Source organism: Bacillus sp. FSL W8-0770, assembly GCF_038008705.1.
Lineage (GTDB): Bacteria > Bacillota > Bacilli > Bacillales > Bacillaceae_G > Bacillus_A > Bacillus_A cereus.
The window spans coordinates 3,157,998-3,173,766 of sequence record NZ_JBBOZR010000001.1; the positions used below are offsets into that span (position 1 = coordinate 3,157,998).

Sequence of the window (15,769 nt, forward strand, 5' to 3'; positions counted from 1 at the left end):
GATATTATAGCATAGTTCTATTTTAAGATTTTTACATTTTTCAGTATATTTAACCTTTAAAATAAATATACACCCCTAATCCAACAACTAAAACGACAGCTAGTATAATATAAATCATTGTTAAGCGTTTAATATTCCCCTTTGTCGCTTTGCTATAATTTGCATCACCATTCCGCCCAATTAACACCGTCGCAATGACAGTAATCACTACAAGTAATACAACGATCATGATCCAAGTTAGCATTTCTTCCTCCCCCTCCTTACAACCATTTTACAATATTATCCTCTTTATTTCGCAGCATATTTCCTCTTTTTACTATTATTATGAACCAAACTGGAAAACTATTATTACCATTCCTATCCATATGTGATATATTTATAACATAACGTGATTTATTTCTAACACTATAAGGAGGAACTATCATGAAAACAACTTGGATAAAATATTTAGGATTTCTCGGTTTCTTCGGTTTCCTCGGATTTTTTTATGAAAAAGGATTGTTTACTATGTTCTGTTTCTTCTCCTTTTTCACATCGTATAGAACAGTTCAACACGATGAACTGTTTGAACAAATTGTCAATAAATCGTGTCGCAATGCATTTATCGTTACGTTACTAACTACCACAATCATTATGTTTATTGAAATGTTATTTCCAAACCCTACGCTACAAGAGATTGATATCGCTCTTATTTTCGGCACACTCATTCTTACATTCGGCTTTTCTATGTTCTTTTTCGATAAACCAATTGATGAAATGGAAGATGCACCATGGCATTCGTAACGAGAATAAAAGAATACCGTGCCAAATTGAACATGACACAAGAAGATTTAGCGAAGAGCGTTGGTGTGCGACGTGAAACAATTAGTCATCTCGAAAAAGGTAAATACAATCCTTCCTTACAACTTGCTCACGATATAGCGAAGGCATTACATAGTACGATTGATGAGATTTTTATTTTTGAGGATTGATTAAAGACGTCCAGTCACAAGAATCACAAAAAAAATACCGTCATTCTTTCCAAGAAGAATGACGGTATTTCTCATTGATTATCCATATAAAACCGCATGAAATACGCCTAATAGCAAGTATTGATCCTGCATGTAATCTTCATCATATACATTCATCTCAATGTAATACATATCTTCCTCAAGACGAATATTCCAATCTGCAATTACATAGCCCTTTCGTAATAACTTTCCCATTCCAAATAAAGTTTTATGAACAACATATTCTTCTGCCTTATATGTAAAGGTAAATAAGAAATTTGCATCCAATAACTTTCCGTCACATACAAGTATTTCATGCTCTGCATCATGATTATCTTTGTACATTACTAAAATCCTTCTTTGGCGCTGCCTACTTACATCCTTTGCAATGACGCGAATATTGTCCTTACTATCCTTTATTTCATAAATAATATTACTACCAATTTTCGGAATAAAATCCAGCACTCTCATCAGCGTATTTTTATAATAGCCCCTTACTACACCTACTTGCTCACTTCCATTATAAACCTCTATCGGTGTCGTATCTGCTTTGCTATCACACGGTCGTTTGTAAGAGAGCTGCATCATTCGCTCTCCTCTTAAGTACTGATCAAACGTCACAGGATATTCTATCATGCGCAGTTCTTTATTTAGCTCATACAAATAGCGTTGAACACTCTCTATTAATGTTGCAGTAGCTATACGCTCTTGAAGTTCAAATTCTTGCCAGCTGGAAAAAACAGTCCATTGATTATGATCCTCTTCATAGAAGAAACCAAGAATTACCTCTTCACGGTCAGCCGTTTCATATTTCATAGGCACGTTCTGCCCATGTTGAACTTGTTCCATCCACTGACCTAAATAAATCCCCAGCTCTGCAACCTTCATACATGATTTTTGAAAAAATACGCTGTCACTCGCGCAAATCGTTACATCTCCTTCGATAAAGCCCTTTGAATAAGCATCATACCGTGGCTCATCCTTCTGCGGGAGATTTTTGTCTAACTCAAATAAAAACGTTAACATCCTTTATTCACCTCTAGTTGTTACACTAATCATACATGACATCGCATCACGCTAGGAAACTATTTATATACGCATATTTAATTCACGCATTATAACACGTGAATGACCTTGTATAGTAGCTCTATTTTTTTGTTCTATATCTTAGTATATGAATTTATATGAGCGATTTTTCAAATATATCTATCGCAACTTACAATATATCAACGATTTTTTCAATATATCTATCGCAACTTACAATATATCAACGATTTTTCAAATATATCTATCACAACTTACAATATATCAACGATTTTTTCAATATATCTATCGCAACTTACAATATATCAACGATTTTTCAAATATATCTATCACAACTTACAATATATCAACGATTTTTTCAATATATCGATTTTTCGACAAATATCAGCACGATTAAAATGAAGCTACCTTTTCTTCCGCCACTTCTACAATTTCTAAAATTTGTAGAAGACTCTCCACTTCATAAGTCGGATTAACACTCGTCTTATTCTCTTTCAAACTCGGATTATACCAACACGTATCAATGCCGAAGTCTTCTCCGCCTTTCATATCAGAAGTTAGCGAATCTCCGACCATTAGTACACTTAATTTATCCGTAATCCCAAACTTCTCAAACGCATAATCAAAAATCTCACGTGCTGGTTTTTGATGACCAACTTCTTCAGAAATAATAATATGATCAAAAAAATTACATAAAGGTGAATTTCCGATTCTTGATTGTTGCACCATCGTATATCCATTCGTAATAATACCTAACTTGCAATCTTGTAGATTTTCACATAATTGTACTGCGCCTTCTATAAGATGTACTTCTTTCCCTAAGTTTTCAAGATATACATCACTAAATTGCTGTGCATCTACGTCTATATTATGAAGCGCAAATAATTGTCTAAATCGATCTACTGCTAATTCACTTAGCGTAATCATTTTATTTTCTAAATCTCTCCATAATCCATTACTAATCTCTTTATAGCTTGCAAGATAATCATTATACCCTGTAGGCATATCAAACTGTACAAACGCATTATGTAATGCGTTTCTTTCCGTTTCAGGGAAATCTAATAATGTATCATCTACGTCGAATAATATAACTTTGTATTTCATGATGTTTTTCTCAACTCCTATATTCTCATAGCTTAATTATAACAACAATAAGAAAGGGAGGCTAATTAAAACCAGCCTCCCTTCTTTTTACTTTTCTTCCAGCAGTAACTCTTTCATTTCCTCTAACGAATCTTTCGTAAAGCCAAGAGCTTTTTCAGCGTATGCTTCAACTGATCCGTATTGCTTTTGAATTTCACCAATCGCAGCTTGCAAGTATTCAGCACGCGCTTCAAACATTGCACCTAATATCGCTCTGCTCTCATCGTTTTGTAATTTCGCACCTAAAAAGGCCATCATTTTTTCATTTAGCTTTTCACGGAATCCGTTACTTAGTAAGTAGTCTTCCATTACTGTTTTTTCTGGTACACCTAGTAAAAGTAGTAATAATGCTGAACCAAATCCAGTACGATCTTTTCCAGCTGTACAGTGGTTTACTAACGGTAAGTTTTCCGGGTTTTGCGCTAAGTTTAAGAAGCTCACGAATGCCTCGTTGCCACTTACGAAATCTTGATTCATTTTCACAAGATACTCACCTGGTTTTCCTAACATAGAAAGGTCACCAACTTGGAAAAACTCATTTATATTTAAGTCTTTCGCTAAGTCTTGCATAACTGGTAAGCACACTTGACGAGCACCTGTAATCTCAGGATTTGGCTTATGCTTTACCTCAAAGTTTGTACGATAGTCACAAATTAACTTTAAACCAGACTTTTGTAAATAGTCGATATCCCACTCTGTTAGTCCTGCTAATTCTTCAGAACGGTATAATTTGCCCCATTTCACTTTACGTCCATCTGTCGTTTCATATCCACCCATATCACGGAAGTTAAACGCACCTTGTAATGGCAATCTACGCTCAGCTACTGTCACTGCTTGTCCATTACTTCCTACTAGTCTAAAATATGGACGTTCATTTTCACTCGGGTTTTCAATTGTATATGATAATTCTCCATTTACAGTTGCAAGTAGTTCTCCATTTTCTTCAATATGATCTGGTGAAGTACTCCAATAAATACGAACTTCTTCTATATTATTTTCCCACTTTATTTGTAACGTATTATCTTCAATTCTTTCTACAGTTGCTTGTAGCCAATTTCTTTGCTGCTCCATTCTTTCACCAACGCTTTCTCTTATAATTGAATCTTACCCTATTGTATTATGGGAATATCCATTTTGTCGTTCTCATTTTTCTTTTTATCTTACAAACAGGCGAAAAGTTCTTTTACTTGTTCAAAATTTGTACATGGATTACCGCGAAATACGTATGCGATTTGTTCATTACCTAAATCTTCGTATACAACTGTTCCGCGATTAGGGTGCGAATAAAACTCTAACCCGTTTATAATTTGTTTTGGGCCATAGTTCATTGTCCATGAAGAAATAGGATAGTACGCTTTGTTTTTATGTCTACAAACCCAAAGTGCATATAGTTTATTAACTTCGTCCCAGTATACATACTGCGTTTCGTCATTTCCGAAACCGACCGATTCAAGTTTCCAATTTAGTTTTTCATGAATTAACAAATTTACATAGGATACGTCATCTGGAGCATTCCACTCTCTACATCTTCCTATCTCACCCATTTCACTTCTCTTCGCTTGAAAGCTTAATAAGTGAAATGATGTATGTAATATCGTTTTCCCAAGCTCCATATTTACTGGTTGTAATTCAAATAGAAATCGTTCCATTTCGTCTTGTTTTACATATCCATGATCAACAGAAATTTCAACTTGTGTTTTCCATATAGATGTAACGTAACTTTCTTTTCCTTTATAATTTATACCCTTCCAATACACAAGCCCTTTATATTGAAAACAATCTCCTTTTGCTTGAGAAATACAGCTATCCGGAAATACTGGTTCCATTATATCGAGAAAAAATTCCTTTACTCGAAACATCCCAGTTGGAGTAACAACCTGAAACCAAAAAGTTCCCCACTTTTCACCTTCATAACGTTCTGAAACTTTTTCAACATTCCAGCCTTCTAACAATACATTTGGATACAGTAACACGAATGAATGCATGGATTGCTTTAACATATATAGTCCCCTCCCGCTATACGAGTTCGAGAGTATACATCCTTCATCCTCCTAAAACTTCCTCACATACCGCTCAGTACAACTCAGCAGCTGACATCCGTTCTTTTCAAAAACATCCTTCATCCACTCATTTTGCATATTTGTCTCACCAATATAATAAGATGCACCTATTTCCTTTAAGACAAACATCGCACCTGCAAATAACGCAGCTTCATATCCCTTATTACGCATATTTGGAGTAACTGCGAAGTACATAAGTTTCCCTTCTTCTAACGTACCTCTTTCAATATGCGGGATTACAATTCCTATCGGCTCTTCATCGGCACTCGCTGTTAAGCAATGTTCTTTCCATTGCTCACCAATTTCTTGTAGCATCATATGCACAAATTGATCATGAGCGACTGGTTCTCCCGTTGCTTCATTCCACAGTGAATAAAAAGCCTCTTCTCCAACTTCTTCAATAAGCTTAAAATCAATTTCACTTTCTACATCTTCTACTTCGTATATATCTTTAAATACAATCATGTTTTCCGTAACATATTCAAATAAATACGTTTCAAAACATCTTTTATACACATCATAATTTGGACTTTTTGAAGAGATTTCAAAATGTAGTTTTTCTAATCCATCTTTTTTAGCTTCAGCAACGCAATATTGCATCATTTCCTCTAATTGCTCTTCTGTAAAAATCTCTGCATTATTTTCTTTTATCATAATAGAAGAAGCATTTCTTCTTATTTTAAAATGTTTTTCTAACTGTTCTATCGTCGTCATATTCTTCCCTCATCTATATCATACTCGAATTTCTAATCGTTCTCCTTGCATGAGCAGGATTGTCCTTGAATATATAGAATACTAGAAAAGATCGCATCTTTAAAGTGCGGAGGAGGTTCTCCAGTGGATATTACAGCATTGCAACAACAGTTAGAGCTTATACAACAAAATGACTATACGCAACTGCAACATATAGACGTAAATGAGTTAACTTTGAACATGCTTCAGTATATCGGAACGACTGATAGCTACGTTCGTTACCAACTTATATATAAATGTTTTGCGCATTTCATTCATCATGAATTCCTTATGGACGATCAGCTGAAATTACTTCTGCAAACTTGTTTAAGTGATGAGTATTTATATTGTGACATTTACTCCCCACATACAGATGGGGTTTTCACACGTTCTTACACTGTTTCGTTAATTGCGTTAATACTCCAATTCGCTAATTCGCACTACTTTTGTACAGAGGAGGATATCGAAGAAATAAAAAATAAACTCATTACATACACAAACTTAGAAACAGATTTTCGGGGCTATATCGAAAATAAAGGATGGGCTCATTGTCTTGCTCATGTATCTGATGCCTTTACTGAAATTGTTCATAATACGTATACAACTTTTGAATGGTACGAAGAATTAATTCATTGTTTATTAAATAAAATCTTTATTCCATCTGACCTTTTTCATAATAACGAAGATGAACGCATTGTTACTCCATTACTAGCAATGCTGTATCATGATTTTCCTCAGAACGATTTAATTTCTATTATTCATAAAAAAATAAAAAGGCTTCCTCAAATTAGAAAACGCCTTTCGCTTAATGAGTATTGTATTTTATGTGCCAATATTAAAACCTTTTTACGCACATTATTTTTCAGAACGAAAGATGACCATAACTTAGCCTTTACAGCACGTAAAACAGAAAGAATGTTAAAAGAACTTCCTAACTATTATTAAATACAAGGAGCAATGACATGGGTTATATTGAAGATATGAGAAATCTAGTAGGAAATCATCCACTTATTCTAATAGGATCACACGCCATTATATTAAATGAAAAAGATGAAGTATTGCTGCAACTCCGTACAGATTTTAACCGCTGGGGCATTATTGGCGGTGCCTTAGAATATAACGAAACATTAGAAGACGCTTTAAAGCGAGAAGTATATGAAGAAACTGGACTTATTATTAAAAATCCAGAACTATTCCGTACATACTCTGGACCAGATTACTTTCAAATCTATCCAAACGGCGATCAAGTACACGGTGTACTCGTTGTTTATATTTGCCGAGAATTTCATGGTGAACTTGTATGCGATCAAAGTGAATCAAAAGAACTACGCTTCTTTTCACTTGATGAATTACCTAATAATCTTCCCCCTGTTATTGAGAGGATTATTACAGATTATCAAAAAAAATAAGGGAACGCTTAACGTTCCCTCTTAAATCCAATCCGTTTTTTAATTTCCGCTAAATTTACCTTTGCAATAGCGCGTGCCTTCTCAGCACCGTTTTCTAATGCTTCATATAATAAATCCGGCTCATTCATATATATTGCGTACTTTTCACGAGGTCCAGCTAACTCTCGATCTACTACGCGAAACAACTCTTTTTTCACATCGCCCCATCCGATTCCAGTCTCATATTTTTCACGTAATGACTGTATTTCGTCTTCTGTCGCAAATTCTTTATAAATTGTAAATAAGGTTTCTAGTTCTTTTGGTTCATTTGGAAGTGAAGAATCTGTTTTGATTTTAAATATTAACTTTCGTAGTTTTTCTTGCTCTGCAAATAATGGGATCACATTTCCGTAACTTTTACTCATCTTTCTTCCGTCAAGGCCAGGTAATATTGCTCCTTCTTCTTGTATGACATACTCCGGAAGTGTAAATGTCGTGCCAAATGTATGATTAAAATACGTCGCAATATCACGCGCGATTTCAATATGTTGAATTTGGTCTTTTCCGACAGGTACATGTGTAGCTTGAAATAATAATATGTCAGCTGCCATTAAGATCGGGTACGTATATAACCCCATGTTCACTCCCGCATCGACCTCTAACCCTGCTTCTTTATTTTGCTCCACCTTCGCTTTATACGCATGAGCACGGTTCATAAGACCTTTCGGAGTTAGGCAAGCTAAAATCCAAGCTAATTCTAGAATTTCCGGTACTTCTGTTTGTCGATAAAAAATAACATCTTCTCCAAGTCCAAGCGATAACCAAGTAGCTGCTACCTCTTTCGTATAACTGCTGAACTTTTCTGAATCATGCACAGCATTTAATGCATGATAATCAGCTATAAAGTACAATGCTTTTCCTTCATTATTCTTTGACATTTGTAATGCAGGTTTAATCGCACCAATATAATTTCCTAAATGTGGATAACCTGTCGGCTTAATTCCTGTTAACATTATTTTTTCACTCACACTAACTCCTCCTTTCTCAAAATAAAAAGAGCCCCTCATCCTAAAAAAGGACGAGAGACTCCCGCGGTACCACCTTAATTAGCTATCATTAGCTCACTTCATACTTCAATAACGTGAAGTAACCGTCTTTACCTACTCATTTCAGTTAGAAGCTCCAGAGTCCATTCCATATTCATCCCTTACTGATTCTCACCACATATCAGCTCTCTGAAAAGTTTCGAATATGTACTCTTCTCTTTCATTGCTTTTTCGTTATTTTTTACAGTTTATCACATTTCACTTCCAAACAAACAAAAATTTTCTATTTTATATAGAAGGTATTTCCACTTCAATTGTCTAATATTATATAGGTTTGCAGAAATATTCGAAACAACTTTGGAGGTTTTTTCATGGTAAAATATATATCCATTTTAGGTTCCACAGGATCCATCGGCACATCTGCATTAGATGTCGTTTCAGCTCATCCTGAACATTTTAAAATCGTCGGTTTAACCGCAAATTATAATATCGATCTTCTTGAGCAACAAATCAAAACGTTTCAACCTCGTATTGTAAGCGGATCAATGGGCGCGCCAATATGCAAATGAATTGTTAATAAAAAAGCGCTAAAACAGTTCCCACTGTTTTAGCGCTTTTTTTCACGTATTCAACTTAACAAATCTATAACCGTGTGTAACTAACACTTTTAATATCGCATATCCTGGAATGGCTAAAATAATGCCCATAATCCCGAATAAGTTTCCGGCAGTTAAAATGATAAAAATGATAGTAATCGGGTGAATATCTAACTTTTTACCCATGACTTGCGGAGAAATAAATTTACCTTCTGCTAATTGTACAACCATCATAACAATAATTACTTTTAACACCATTGCTGGCGAGTCGATAAATGCGATAATTAACGCTGGTGTAATCGCGATAATTGGTCCTACGTACGGAACGATATTTACAATCATCGCTAAAATCGCAAGTAATACCGCATATTTAATACCAATAATAAGATAACCAATTAATAGCATAATACCGATAAATAAGCTGACGATAATTTGACCTCTAATATACGAGCTAATCGCATAATGCATATCATCTAGTATTCTCATTGCTGCTGGTTGTCTTTGCTCTGAAATAAACTTTAAAAAGTGATTCGGCAATTGCTCACCATCTTTTAAAAGATAGAACAATATAAATGGAACCATTACAAATGTCAAAACAACCTCTGTAACAGTACTCAAAAATCCAGTTACATTCCCAGTTACTGATGATAATGACTTTGTAAAATCAACTGTGTATTCTTTTACCATATTCGCAACATTAATATTTAAATTCTCCTGAATTTTACCGAGTAAATTACTTTCCCCGAATCTACGTGCTGCTTGTTCAATCTCATGGCCAAAATACGGTAAGTTATCAATTAATGCATCAATTTGATCTTTAATAATAGGGATAACCGTTACAACTAAAAATACAAATAATCCTAGTACGATTAAATATATGGAAGCTATCGATACGATTCTTGAAACACCTTTCTTTTCTAAAAGCGAAACGAATGGATGTAAAATATAAAATAGCACGCCTGCTAATAGTACTGGGAAGAAAATTGTTTTTAAAAATACGATAAACGGTGTAAAAACAAATGATATTTTTGTTAGCAATAAAATATTAATGAACAATAACGCAAATCCAAGTAATACCGCCAAATAATTTTGTTCTCTAAAAAACTTTCTTAACTTATCTCTTTTTCTTATATTTATTTTCTCCAACGAAACCACCTCTTCGAATGATGAAAAGCCCTTATTCAGGGCTCTTCATCATAATCTATATATCTATTTCTTTGCAGCTTTCACTACAAATGATACAATAAAAATTAACACGATTGCACCTAATAATGCTGGCACGACATGAATCCCACCAAAAGACGGCCCAAAAGTTCCAAATAATTTACCACCTAATGAAGCACCTAATAAACCTGCGATAATATTTCCGAACATACCACCTGGGAAATTTTTACCCGTTATAGAACTAGCAATTGCACCTATAATAGCACCAACTATTAATGTGATAATCCATCCCATTTTTAGTCCTCCATTTCTATTATAGTTTGTATGATTTAATACAAACATATGTATTTATCATTGCTAATCATATTTCACTATAGAAATATATTTACTACTATTTTACATATGGAGATACATATATTATATGCAAAAAAGAAAAATATTGTCAAACTCACCCATAAAGCAATTATATTCATATACCATATTTAAAGGAGGCTTCATTATCTATGATTCTTAAGTTAAATTCCACTTCTTTTGAAGTAGCAACATCCATTTTACAGGTTCAAATTCCAGCTTATAAAGTTGAAGCAGACTACTTAAATAGTACTGCCATACCTCGTTTATATGATACTGTAAACGATATTCAAAATTGCGTTGAAACATTCTATGGATATTTTTCTGAAAATAAACTTGTCGGTTTTATTTCTTTTGTACAAGAAGAAAAACTAATCGATATCCATAGGCTAGTTGTATCGCCCGATTTTTTTCAAAAAGGAATCGCAACGAAACTCCTAATTTATATATTTAACATGTTTCCCTCTCCAATGACATATATTGTACAAACAGGTAAAGCGAATACCCCTGCTATTACTTTATATAAAAAACACGGATTCATTACAGTATCAGATACAATACTTCCTGACGGTATGATTCTTACGCAACTAAAAAAGACAGAATACACAAAATAATTTGACTTGTTCGCTCCTTTATGTTATTTTTTACTTTATAAAACCTTTTGCTGAGTCCAAATTTTGGAGCGGGGGAACCATTTTTGTAGCTATGCTACTTGGGGCGAATCTTTTTTAAGTAGGGAAACTCTCACTTCCCGAGTCCGACAGCTAACCTCGTAAGCGTAATGGGAGAGGAAGGTGCTTTTTGCCTATGTTACACATTTTGCCTCCTTAATTATAAATATGGGATCGATATCAAATAGTCACCTATATTTATAGAAAAGGAGAATGTATTATGTTACGTTTATCTGATCACGCAATTAAAATGATGGAGCAAAGACTTCGAATTGAAAAACAACGCACATATCAAGCAAATAAGGTTGTAGATAACTTACATCACAAATACTTCTTTCAGCATATTTTTCAACCGAAAAGATAAAGAAAATGTTTATTTAATATTAAAAAACACAAGGTGTGTCTTACAAAGACATTCCTTGTGTTTTTTATATTCTTTATAAAATTCTCACTACATTTAAGCTTGCTGTAATCGCACCTGCTATAGTAGTCACATGCCCTACACCTAACGGGCCATTTTGTAATATTAATGTTGAATTGGCACTCGTCACATTCACAAGAAGTGTATTTGAAATGGCTGGTTCGATTACTACAGTTGATGTCGTTACGTTTTGTATAAAACTCCCTGTTAGTTGCGTTCCATTTAATAGCAATCTAACAGATACTGTCTCATTCCCACCATTTGCATCCCCTTGAAAATAGTAGCTTACTAAATATATTCCTGGCGTCGTTACTGTGACTGTCGTAGCACTAGTTAAAGATACACCAGTTCCATATACAGTGGATCCAGAATTAATTGGGATGTTGGCATTTGCTGCAATTGTGCTTGTTGATGTAGAAAAGAAATATCCGCCACCTGTCGATATAGCAGATGATCCTGTTGCTCCAGTTAAGCCTGTTGGACCTGTGGCACCTGTTGGGCCTGTTACTCCTGTTCCCCCTGTCGCTCCTGTTATTCCTTGTATGCCTTGTATTCCGGTCGGTCCAGTTGCACCAGTCACTCCTGTCGCTCCTGTTGCGCCGGTTGCTCCCGTCACACCTTGTGGGCCTTGAATTCCTTGGATTCCTTGTGGGCCTGTTATTCCAGTCACTCCTGTTGCTCCCGTCGGACCCGTTATCCCTTGCGAACCTTGGATTCCTTGGATTCCTTGTGGACCTGTTACTCCCGTAGAGCCGGTCGCTCCTGTTGGGCCTGTTACTCCTTGTGGACCTTGAATTCCTTGAGGACCTTGAGGACCCGTTACTCCCGTCGGACCTGTTGCTCCAGTTGCACCGGTTGGACCCGTCGAGCCAGTTATACCTTGTATGCCTTGAGGTCCAGTCGGGCCTGTTGGACCAATCGGACCTTGAATTCCTTGCAGACCTTGAATTCCCTGTGGACCGGTTGGACCTTGTATCCCTTGTATTCCCTGAATCCCTTGCGGGCCTGTTGCACCAGTTGGACCGGTTGGACCCTCTGGGCCTTGCACTCCTTGTATTCCAGTCGCTCCCGTTGGACCTATATCTCCTTGTGGACCTTGAATTCCTTGGATTCCTTGAGGACCAGTTGGACCTGTTATACCACTTATCCCTTGCACTCCTTGTAAACCTTGAGGACCGGTTGGACCGAGTGAACCTTGGATTCCTTGTAGCCCCTGTAAACCAGTTGGACCGGTCGCTCCTGTTGCCCCTGTTGCTCCAGTCGGACCAGTTGGACCCCCTGGTGATCCTGCTGGACCGGTTGGACCAGTTGGACCTCCTGGTGGACCAGTTGGACCGGTTGCTCCAGTCGGGCCAGTTGCAGAACCTGTCGGACCAGTTATCCCAGTGGCTCCTGTTGGGCCAGTTGGACCTGGATCACCTTGTAAACCGGTTGGACCAGTCGGACCGATTACACCTTGCACTCCTTGTATTCCTTGTATTCCTGTTGGACCTACCTGCCCCATCTCTCCCTGGGGACCTTGTAAACCTTGAACACCAGTTTCCCCTTGTGGACCCATTGGTCCTTGCTCCCCTTGAATTCCTTGAGAACCAGTTGGCCCTGTTGGACCAATCGGACCCTGTATTCCTTGTATTCCGGTTACACCTTGTAAACCACTACCTCCTAAATTACCTTGCACACCTTGTATACCAGTATTTCCAGTTGGTCCAGTCGGGCCAATTTCCCCTTGCACTCCTTGTATTCCTTGTACTCCTGTTGGGCCGGTTGGACCGATTTCTCCTTGCATTCCTTGTATGCCTTGTATTCCTGTTGGACCGGTCGGACCGATTGGGCCAGGAATTCCTTGTATCCCTTGAATACCAGTTGGACCAGTCGGACCTCTTTCTCCTTGTATTCCTTGAACACCTTGTATTCCCTGTGGGCCTCGTTCTCCCATAGGTCCTTGATTACCTTGAGAACCTTGTGGTCCAGTTAAACCAGTTGGGCCAGTTATACCTTGCTCTCCTGTATCACCAATAACCCCTTGTATTCCTTGTGCTCCTGTTGTCCCTCGGGGACCTTGTATCCCCCTGATACCTTGAGGACCTTGGGGCCCAGTTGCTCCCGTCGGTCCAGTCACCCCTGTAGGACCAACAGGACCTTCATGCCCTCCAGTTGGACCGATTGGACCACTATTACCTGTCGGACCCGTTGCTCCTATAAGCGGAAGAGGCAGTGCCACTCCAAATTTTTTGCACTTTCTATGATGACGCACAACAATCCCCCTTCCCCAAAATAATTACACCTTTTATATGAAATGCATTTTTATAAGAAAAGTACACATTTAACCTGAATTTTATTAAAATAAAGAAGCCTATCATTTGTTTGAAATGATAGGCTTCTTTTATAAAAACAGTTTATTTTCTAGCTTTAATAATAAAAGTAGTCGGCACCATTCTAGCTTTATATAAAGAATAATACTTCGTAGACGGCTCAGCTAGTTCTCCATCAAACGAGCTTGATGGTTCAGGCTCTTCTATTAATAAAAAGATTCGACCATCATATGTGACAGTCGAATCTTTTTATTTTTCATATTCAAGGTGATTATGTCTTTTACAACCAAATAAATAGCAAGCGCCTATATAATCAGTTTCAAACTCTAATCCTGGAACGTATCCAGATTTGATACGTTCTACCATTGTTTTATAACAATTATTCTCTTCTGTATATTCCTCAATTAACTCTTTCTTATCATTTTCTGTCCAGTTTTCTTCTACTTCTTCATTCTGAACATCTTCTATATCTGCTGTTTTCGCTTCGATAGATTCCCGTATAACTTCATTTATACGGGAGAAATTATTCGTTTTATATAGAGCATACACAAATATACCAATCCAATTAGGACTTTTCCAGCATTCTTTATATCCCTTTTCGAACCATTCAATTGCTTCTTTATAGCAATTCAACTCAACATATAAATCTGCTACATTAATTTCCCCTAAAAAATTATCAGATTCCCTGTTAAAAGTATCTAACTTCTCTTTTGCTTCTGTCGTTCGTTCTAAATCAATTAAACATTTTACATAGCTATACATGATATAGTCCGAATCCCCTGCAACTCGCAAGAAAAATTCTGAAGCTTTTTCCAGCTCTCCAAGGTTATAATGCGCTACAGCTACATTATGATATGCTTCATCTGATGGTTGAATCGAAATAGACTTTTGTAATGCTTCTTTCGCTTCTGTCCATTTTTCTTGTTTCATGTAAATGTCCCCTAAGATGTTATAGGGAAAGTATGAAGAAGGATTCAACTTAACAACTTCTTTTATTAATTCAAGAGCTTTCTTATCGTTCTCTTCCTCATAAAAGTACATCCAAGCCAGATTATTGAGAGATTGTACCCCTCTAGATTTATGTACTGCTTGTTGAAACAGTTCCATTGCTTCCTCATATTTATTTTGTTCAAACATTTCAATTGCCCTCTCGTTAATGTTCAAATAACTACCTCCGAAGTGAATGAATTCATCTATTCCCTATCATTATTGTAAAATGTAAAAATTGTAATTCCCACAAAAAATTTCTTTCTCCTGTCTACATTTCGATTGAACTAGAAGCTAAAACACACGAATTTACAACAATAAGTAAATTTTTCAGTCTCTCTTACATTGGATATACAGCCTTTTTTAATTTACATATTATGGTACAATAAAAAGAGTACTAGCTAAACATTTACGCTCCACACTAGCAGTCTAACAATGCCAAAATCAAAAATCACATAGAATCGGAGGGGATGTTATGAAAAGGAAATTACTTGTTCTTCTATTCACCGGAATCATACTATCAGGATGTTCAACTATAGCAGAGAATTCTTTAGAAAGCGGGAAAGGCAGTATGGAATTATTAACACCAACGATCACAGCAAAAGATAATGAGTTAGAAATTAAGACAGAAGGAATTGATGAAAATAAAGTAACTTTTATTTATGTTGCTAATAAAAAAGTGTTAGAACAAAAGCTAAAGAATGGTGAATCCTACAAGCTTAACATTAAAGATATCGAACACGCTCATCGGACAGACTACAAACCAAAAGTTCAACTTTTGCAAACGAAAGATGATAATGATGATGGAGAAATAGTAACCTTCAAACAAGTTAGATATACAGTTAAAAACTGATTTTAAAGTTGT

Annotated in this window: 18 protein-coding genes, 2 pseudogenes, 1 riboswitch and 1 other annotated feature; of the genes and pseudogenes, 8 read left to right on the top strand and 12 right to left on the bottom strand. The window is 36.2% G+C overall.

Annotated elements, in window-relative coordinates; all coding sequences use genetic code 11:
• Positions 1-49: 49 nt before the first annotated feature.
• Complete coding sequence (locus tag NST27_RS16250) at positions 50-244, bottom strand: hypothetical protein (protein WP_000958863.1); 195 nt, start codon at positions 242-244, stop codon at positions 50-52.
• 179 nt (positions 245-423) lie between these two features.
• On the opposite strand from NST27_RS16250, the gene NST27_RS16255 reads away from it, so the two are divergent.
• Positions 424-783, top strand: coding sequence for a DUF3796 domain-containing protein (locus tag NST27_RS16255; RefSeq protein ID WP_000859224.1), 360 nt, complete (start codon positions 424-426; stop codon positions 781-783).
• A complete protein-coding gene (locus NST27_RS16260; RefSeq protein ID WP_000896323.1) occupies positions 771-971 on the top strand; it encodes a helix-turn-helix transcriptional regulator in 201 nt (66 codons plus the stop codon). Before NST27_RS16255 ends, NST27_RS16260 begins: the two co-directional genes overlap by 13 nt.
• A gap of 78 nt (positions 972-1,049) precedes the next feature.
• Here the strand turns inward: NST27_RS16260 and NST27_RS16265 are convergent, their stop codons facing one another.
• The 5 genes from NST27_RS16265 to NST27_RS16285 form a co-directional block, all read right to left on the bottom strand.
• Complete coding sequence (locus NST27_RS16265; RefSeq protein WP_000955103.1) at positions 1,050-2,015, bottom strand: tubby C-terminal domain-like protein; 966 nt, start codon at positions 2,013-2,015, stop codon at positions 1,050-1,052.
• 411 nt (positions 2,016-2,426) lie between these two features.
• Positions 2,427-3,137, bottom strand: a complete 711-nt coding sequence (locus NST27_RS16270) for a YjjG family noncanonical pyrimidine nucleotidase (protein WP_000875926.1) — start codon at positions 3,135-3,137, stop codon at positions 2,427-2,429.
• A gap of 87 nt (positions 3,138-3,224) precedes the next feature.
• Positions 3,225-4,247: a tyrosine-protein phosphatase gene (locus NST27_RS16275; RefSeq protein ID WP_000437803.1), complete on the bottom strand. Its 1,023-nt coding sequence runs from the start codon at positions 4,245-4,247 to the stop codon at positions 3,225-3,227.
• 89 nt (positions 4,248-4,336) lie between these two features.
• Positions 4,337-5,176 (bottom strand): hypothetical protein, encoded by an 840-nt coding sequence (locus NST27_RS16280; protein ID WP_000917826.1) that lies wholly within the window; start codon positions 5,174-5,176, stop codon positions 4,337-4,339.
• Between the two features lie 51 nt (positions 5,177-5,227).
• A complete protein-coding gene (locus NST27_RS16285) occupies positions 5,228-5,950 on the bottom strand; it encodes a GNAT family N-acetyltransferase (protein WP_000207371.1) in 723 nt (240 codons plus the stop codon).
• Between the two features lie 123 nt (positions 5,951-6,073).
• Here NST27_RS16285 and NST27_RS16290 point away from each other — a divergent pair, with 123 nt between their 5' ends.
• Positions 6,074-6,913, top strand: a complete 840-nt coding sequence (locus NST27_RS16290) for a DUF2785 domain-containing protein (protein WP_000355451.1) — start codon at positions 6,074-6,076, stop codon at positions 6,911-6,913.
• Between the two features lie 17 nt (positions 6,914-6,930).
• Positions 6,931-7,377 (top strand): NUDIX hydrolase, encoded by a 447-nt coding sequence (locus tag NST27_RS16295; RefSeq protein ID WP_000540463.1) that lies wholly within the window; start codon positions 6,931-6,933, stop codon positions 7,375-7,377.
• An 8-nt stretch (positions 7,378-7,385) separates the two neighbouring features.
• Here NST27_RS16295 and NST27_RS16300 read toward each other — a convergent pair whose 3' ends face one another.
• Complete coding sequence (locus NST27_RS16300) at positions 7,386-8,384, bottom strand: tryptophan--tRNA ligase (protein WP_001290888.1); 999 nt, start codon at positions 8,382-8,384, stop codon at positions 7,386-7,388.
• A 43-nt stretch (positions 8,385-8,427) separates the two neighbouring features.
• Positions 8,428-8,635: a binding site (T-box leader), on the bottom strand.
• A gap of 138 nt (positions 8,636-8,773) precedes the next feature.
• Between NST27_RS16300 and NST27_RS16305 the strand changes: the two are divergent.
• A pseudogene (locus tag NST27_RS16305) lies at positions 8,774-8,941 on the top strand (1-deoxy-D-xylulose-5-phosphate reductoisomerase); the annotation flags it as partial.
• Positions 8,942-9,022: 81 nt separating this feature from the next.
• Here the strand turns inward: NST27_RS16305 and NST27_RS16310 are convergent.
• Positions 9,023-10,144: an AI-2E family transporter gene (locus NST27_RS16310; RefSeq protein WP_000411484.1), complete on the bottom strand. Its 1,122-nt coding sequence runs from the start codon at positions 10,142-10,144 to the stop codon at positions 9,023-9,025.
• A 63-nt stretch (positions 10,145-10,207) separates the two neighbouring features.
• Complete coding sequence (locus NST27_RS16315; RefSeq protein ID WP_000539727.1) at positions 10,208-10,456, bottom strand: GlsB/YeaQ/YmgE family stress response membrane protein; 249 nt, start codon at positions 10,454-10,456, stop codon at positions 10,208-10,210.
• Positions 10,457-10,665: 209 nt separating this feature from the next.
• Here NST27_RS16315 and NST27_RS16320 point away from each other — a divergent pair, with 209 nt between their 5' ends.
• Together NST27_RS16320 and NST27_RS16325 are read left to right on the top strand one after the other, a co-directional pair.
• Positions 10,666-11,127 carry a GNAT family N-acetyltransferase gene (locus NST27_RS16320; RefSeq protein ID WP_000601226.1) on the top strand — a complete coding sequence of 154 codons (462 nt, stop codon included), beginning with the start codon at positions 10,666-10,668 and terminating at the stop codon, positions 11,125-11,127.
• Positions 11,128-11,165: 38 nt separating this feature from the next.
• Positions 11,166-11,308, top strand: a riboswitch (cyclic di-AMP (ydaO/yuaA leader).
• 96 nt (positions 11,309-11,404) lie between these two features.
• A complete protein-coding gene (locus tag NST27_RS16325) occupies positions 11,405-11,548 on the top strand; it encodes a hypothetical protein (RefSeq protein ID WP_000945243.1) in 144 nt (47 codons plus the stop codon).
• Positions 11,549-11,621: 73 nt separating this feature from the next.
• On the opposite strand, the gene NST27_RS16330 is transcribed toward NST27_RS16325, so the two are convergent.
• From NST27_RS16330 to NST27_RS16340, 3 genes and pseudogenes are all read right to left on the bottom strand, one after another.
• The gene (locus NST27_RS16330) at positions 11,622-13,859 is read right to left on the bottom strand and encodes a collagen-like protein (protein ID WP_445662435.1); all 2,238 of its coding nucleotides are present in this window, start codon (positions 13,857-13,859) and stop codon (positions 11,622-11,624) included.
• 142 nt (positions 13,860-14,001) lie between these two features.
• Positions 14,002-14,124 (bottom strand): annotated as a pseudogene (locus NST27_RS16335) (SAM-dependent methyltransferase); the annotation flags it as partial.
• Between the two features lie 42 nt (positions 14,125-14,166).
• Positions 14,167-15,081, bottom strand: a complete 915-nt coding sequence (locus tag NST27_RS16340; RefSeq protein ID WP_001024487.1) for a tetratricopeptide repeat protein — start codon at positions 15,079-15,081, stop codon at positions 14,167-14,169.
• Positions 15,082-15,379: 298 nt separating this feature from the next.
• On the opposite strand from NST27_RS16340, the gene NST27_RS16345 reads away from it, so the two are divergent.
• The gene (locus tag NST27_RS16345; protein WP_000823781.1) at positions 15,380-15,757 is read left to right on the top strand and encodes a hypothetical protein; all 378 of its coding nucleotides are present in this window, start codon (positions 15,380-15,382) and stop codon (positions 15,755-15,757) included.
• Positions 15,758-15,769 lie beyond the last annotated feature (12 nt).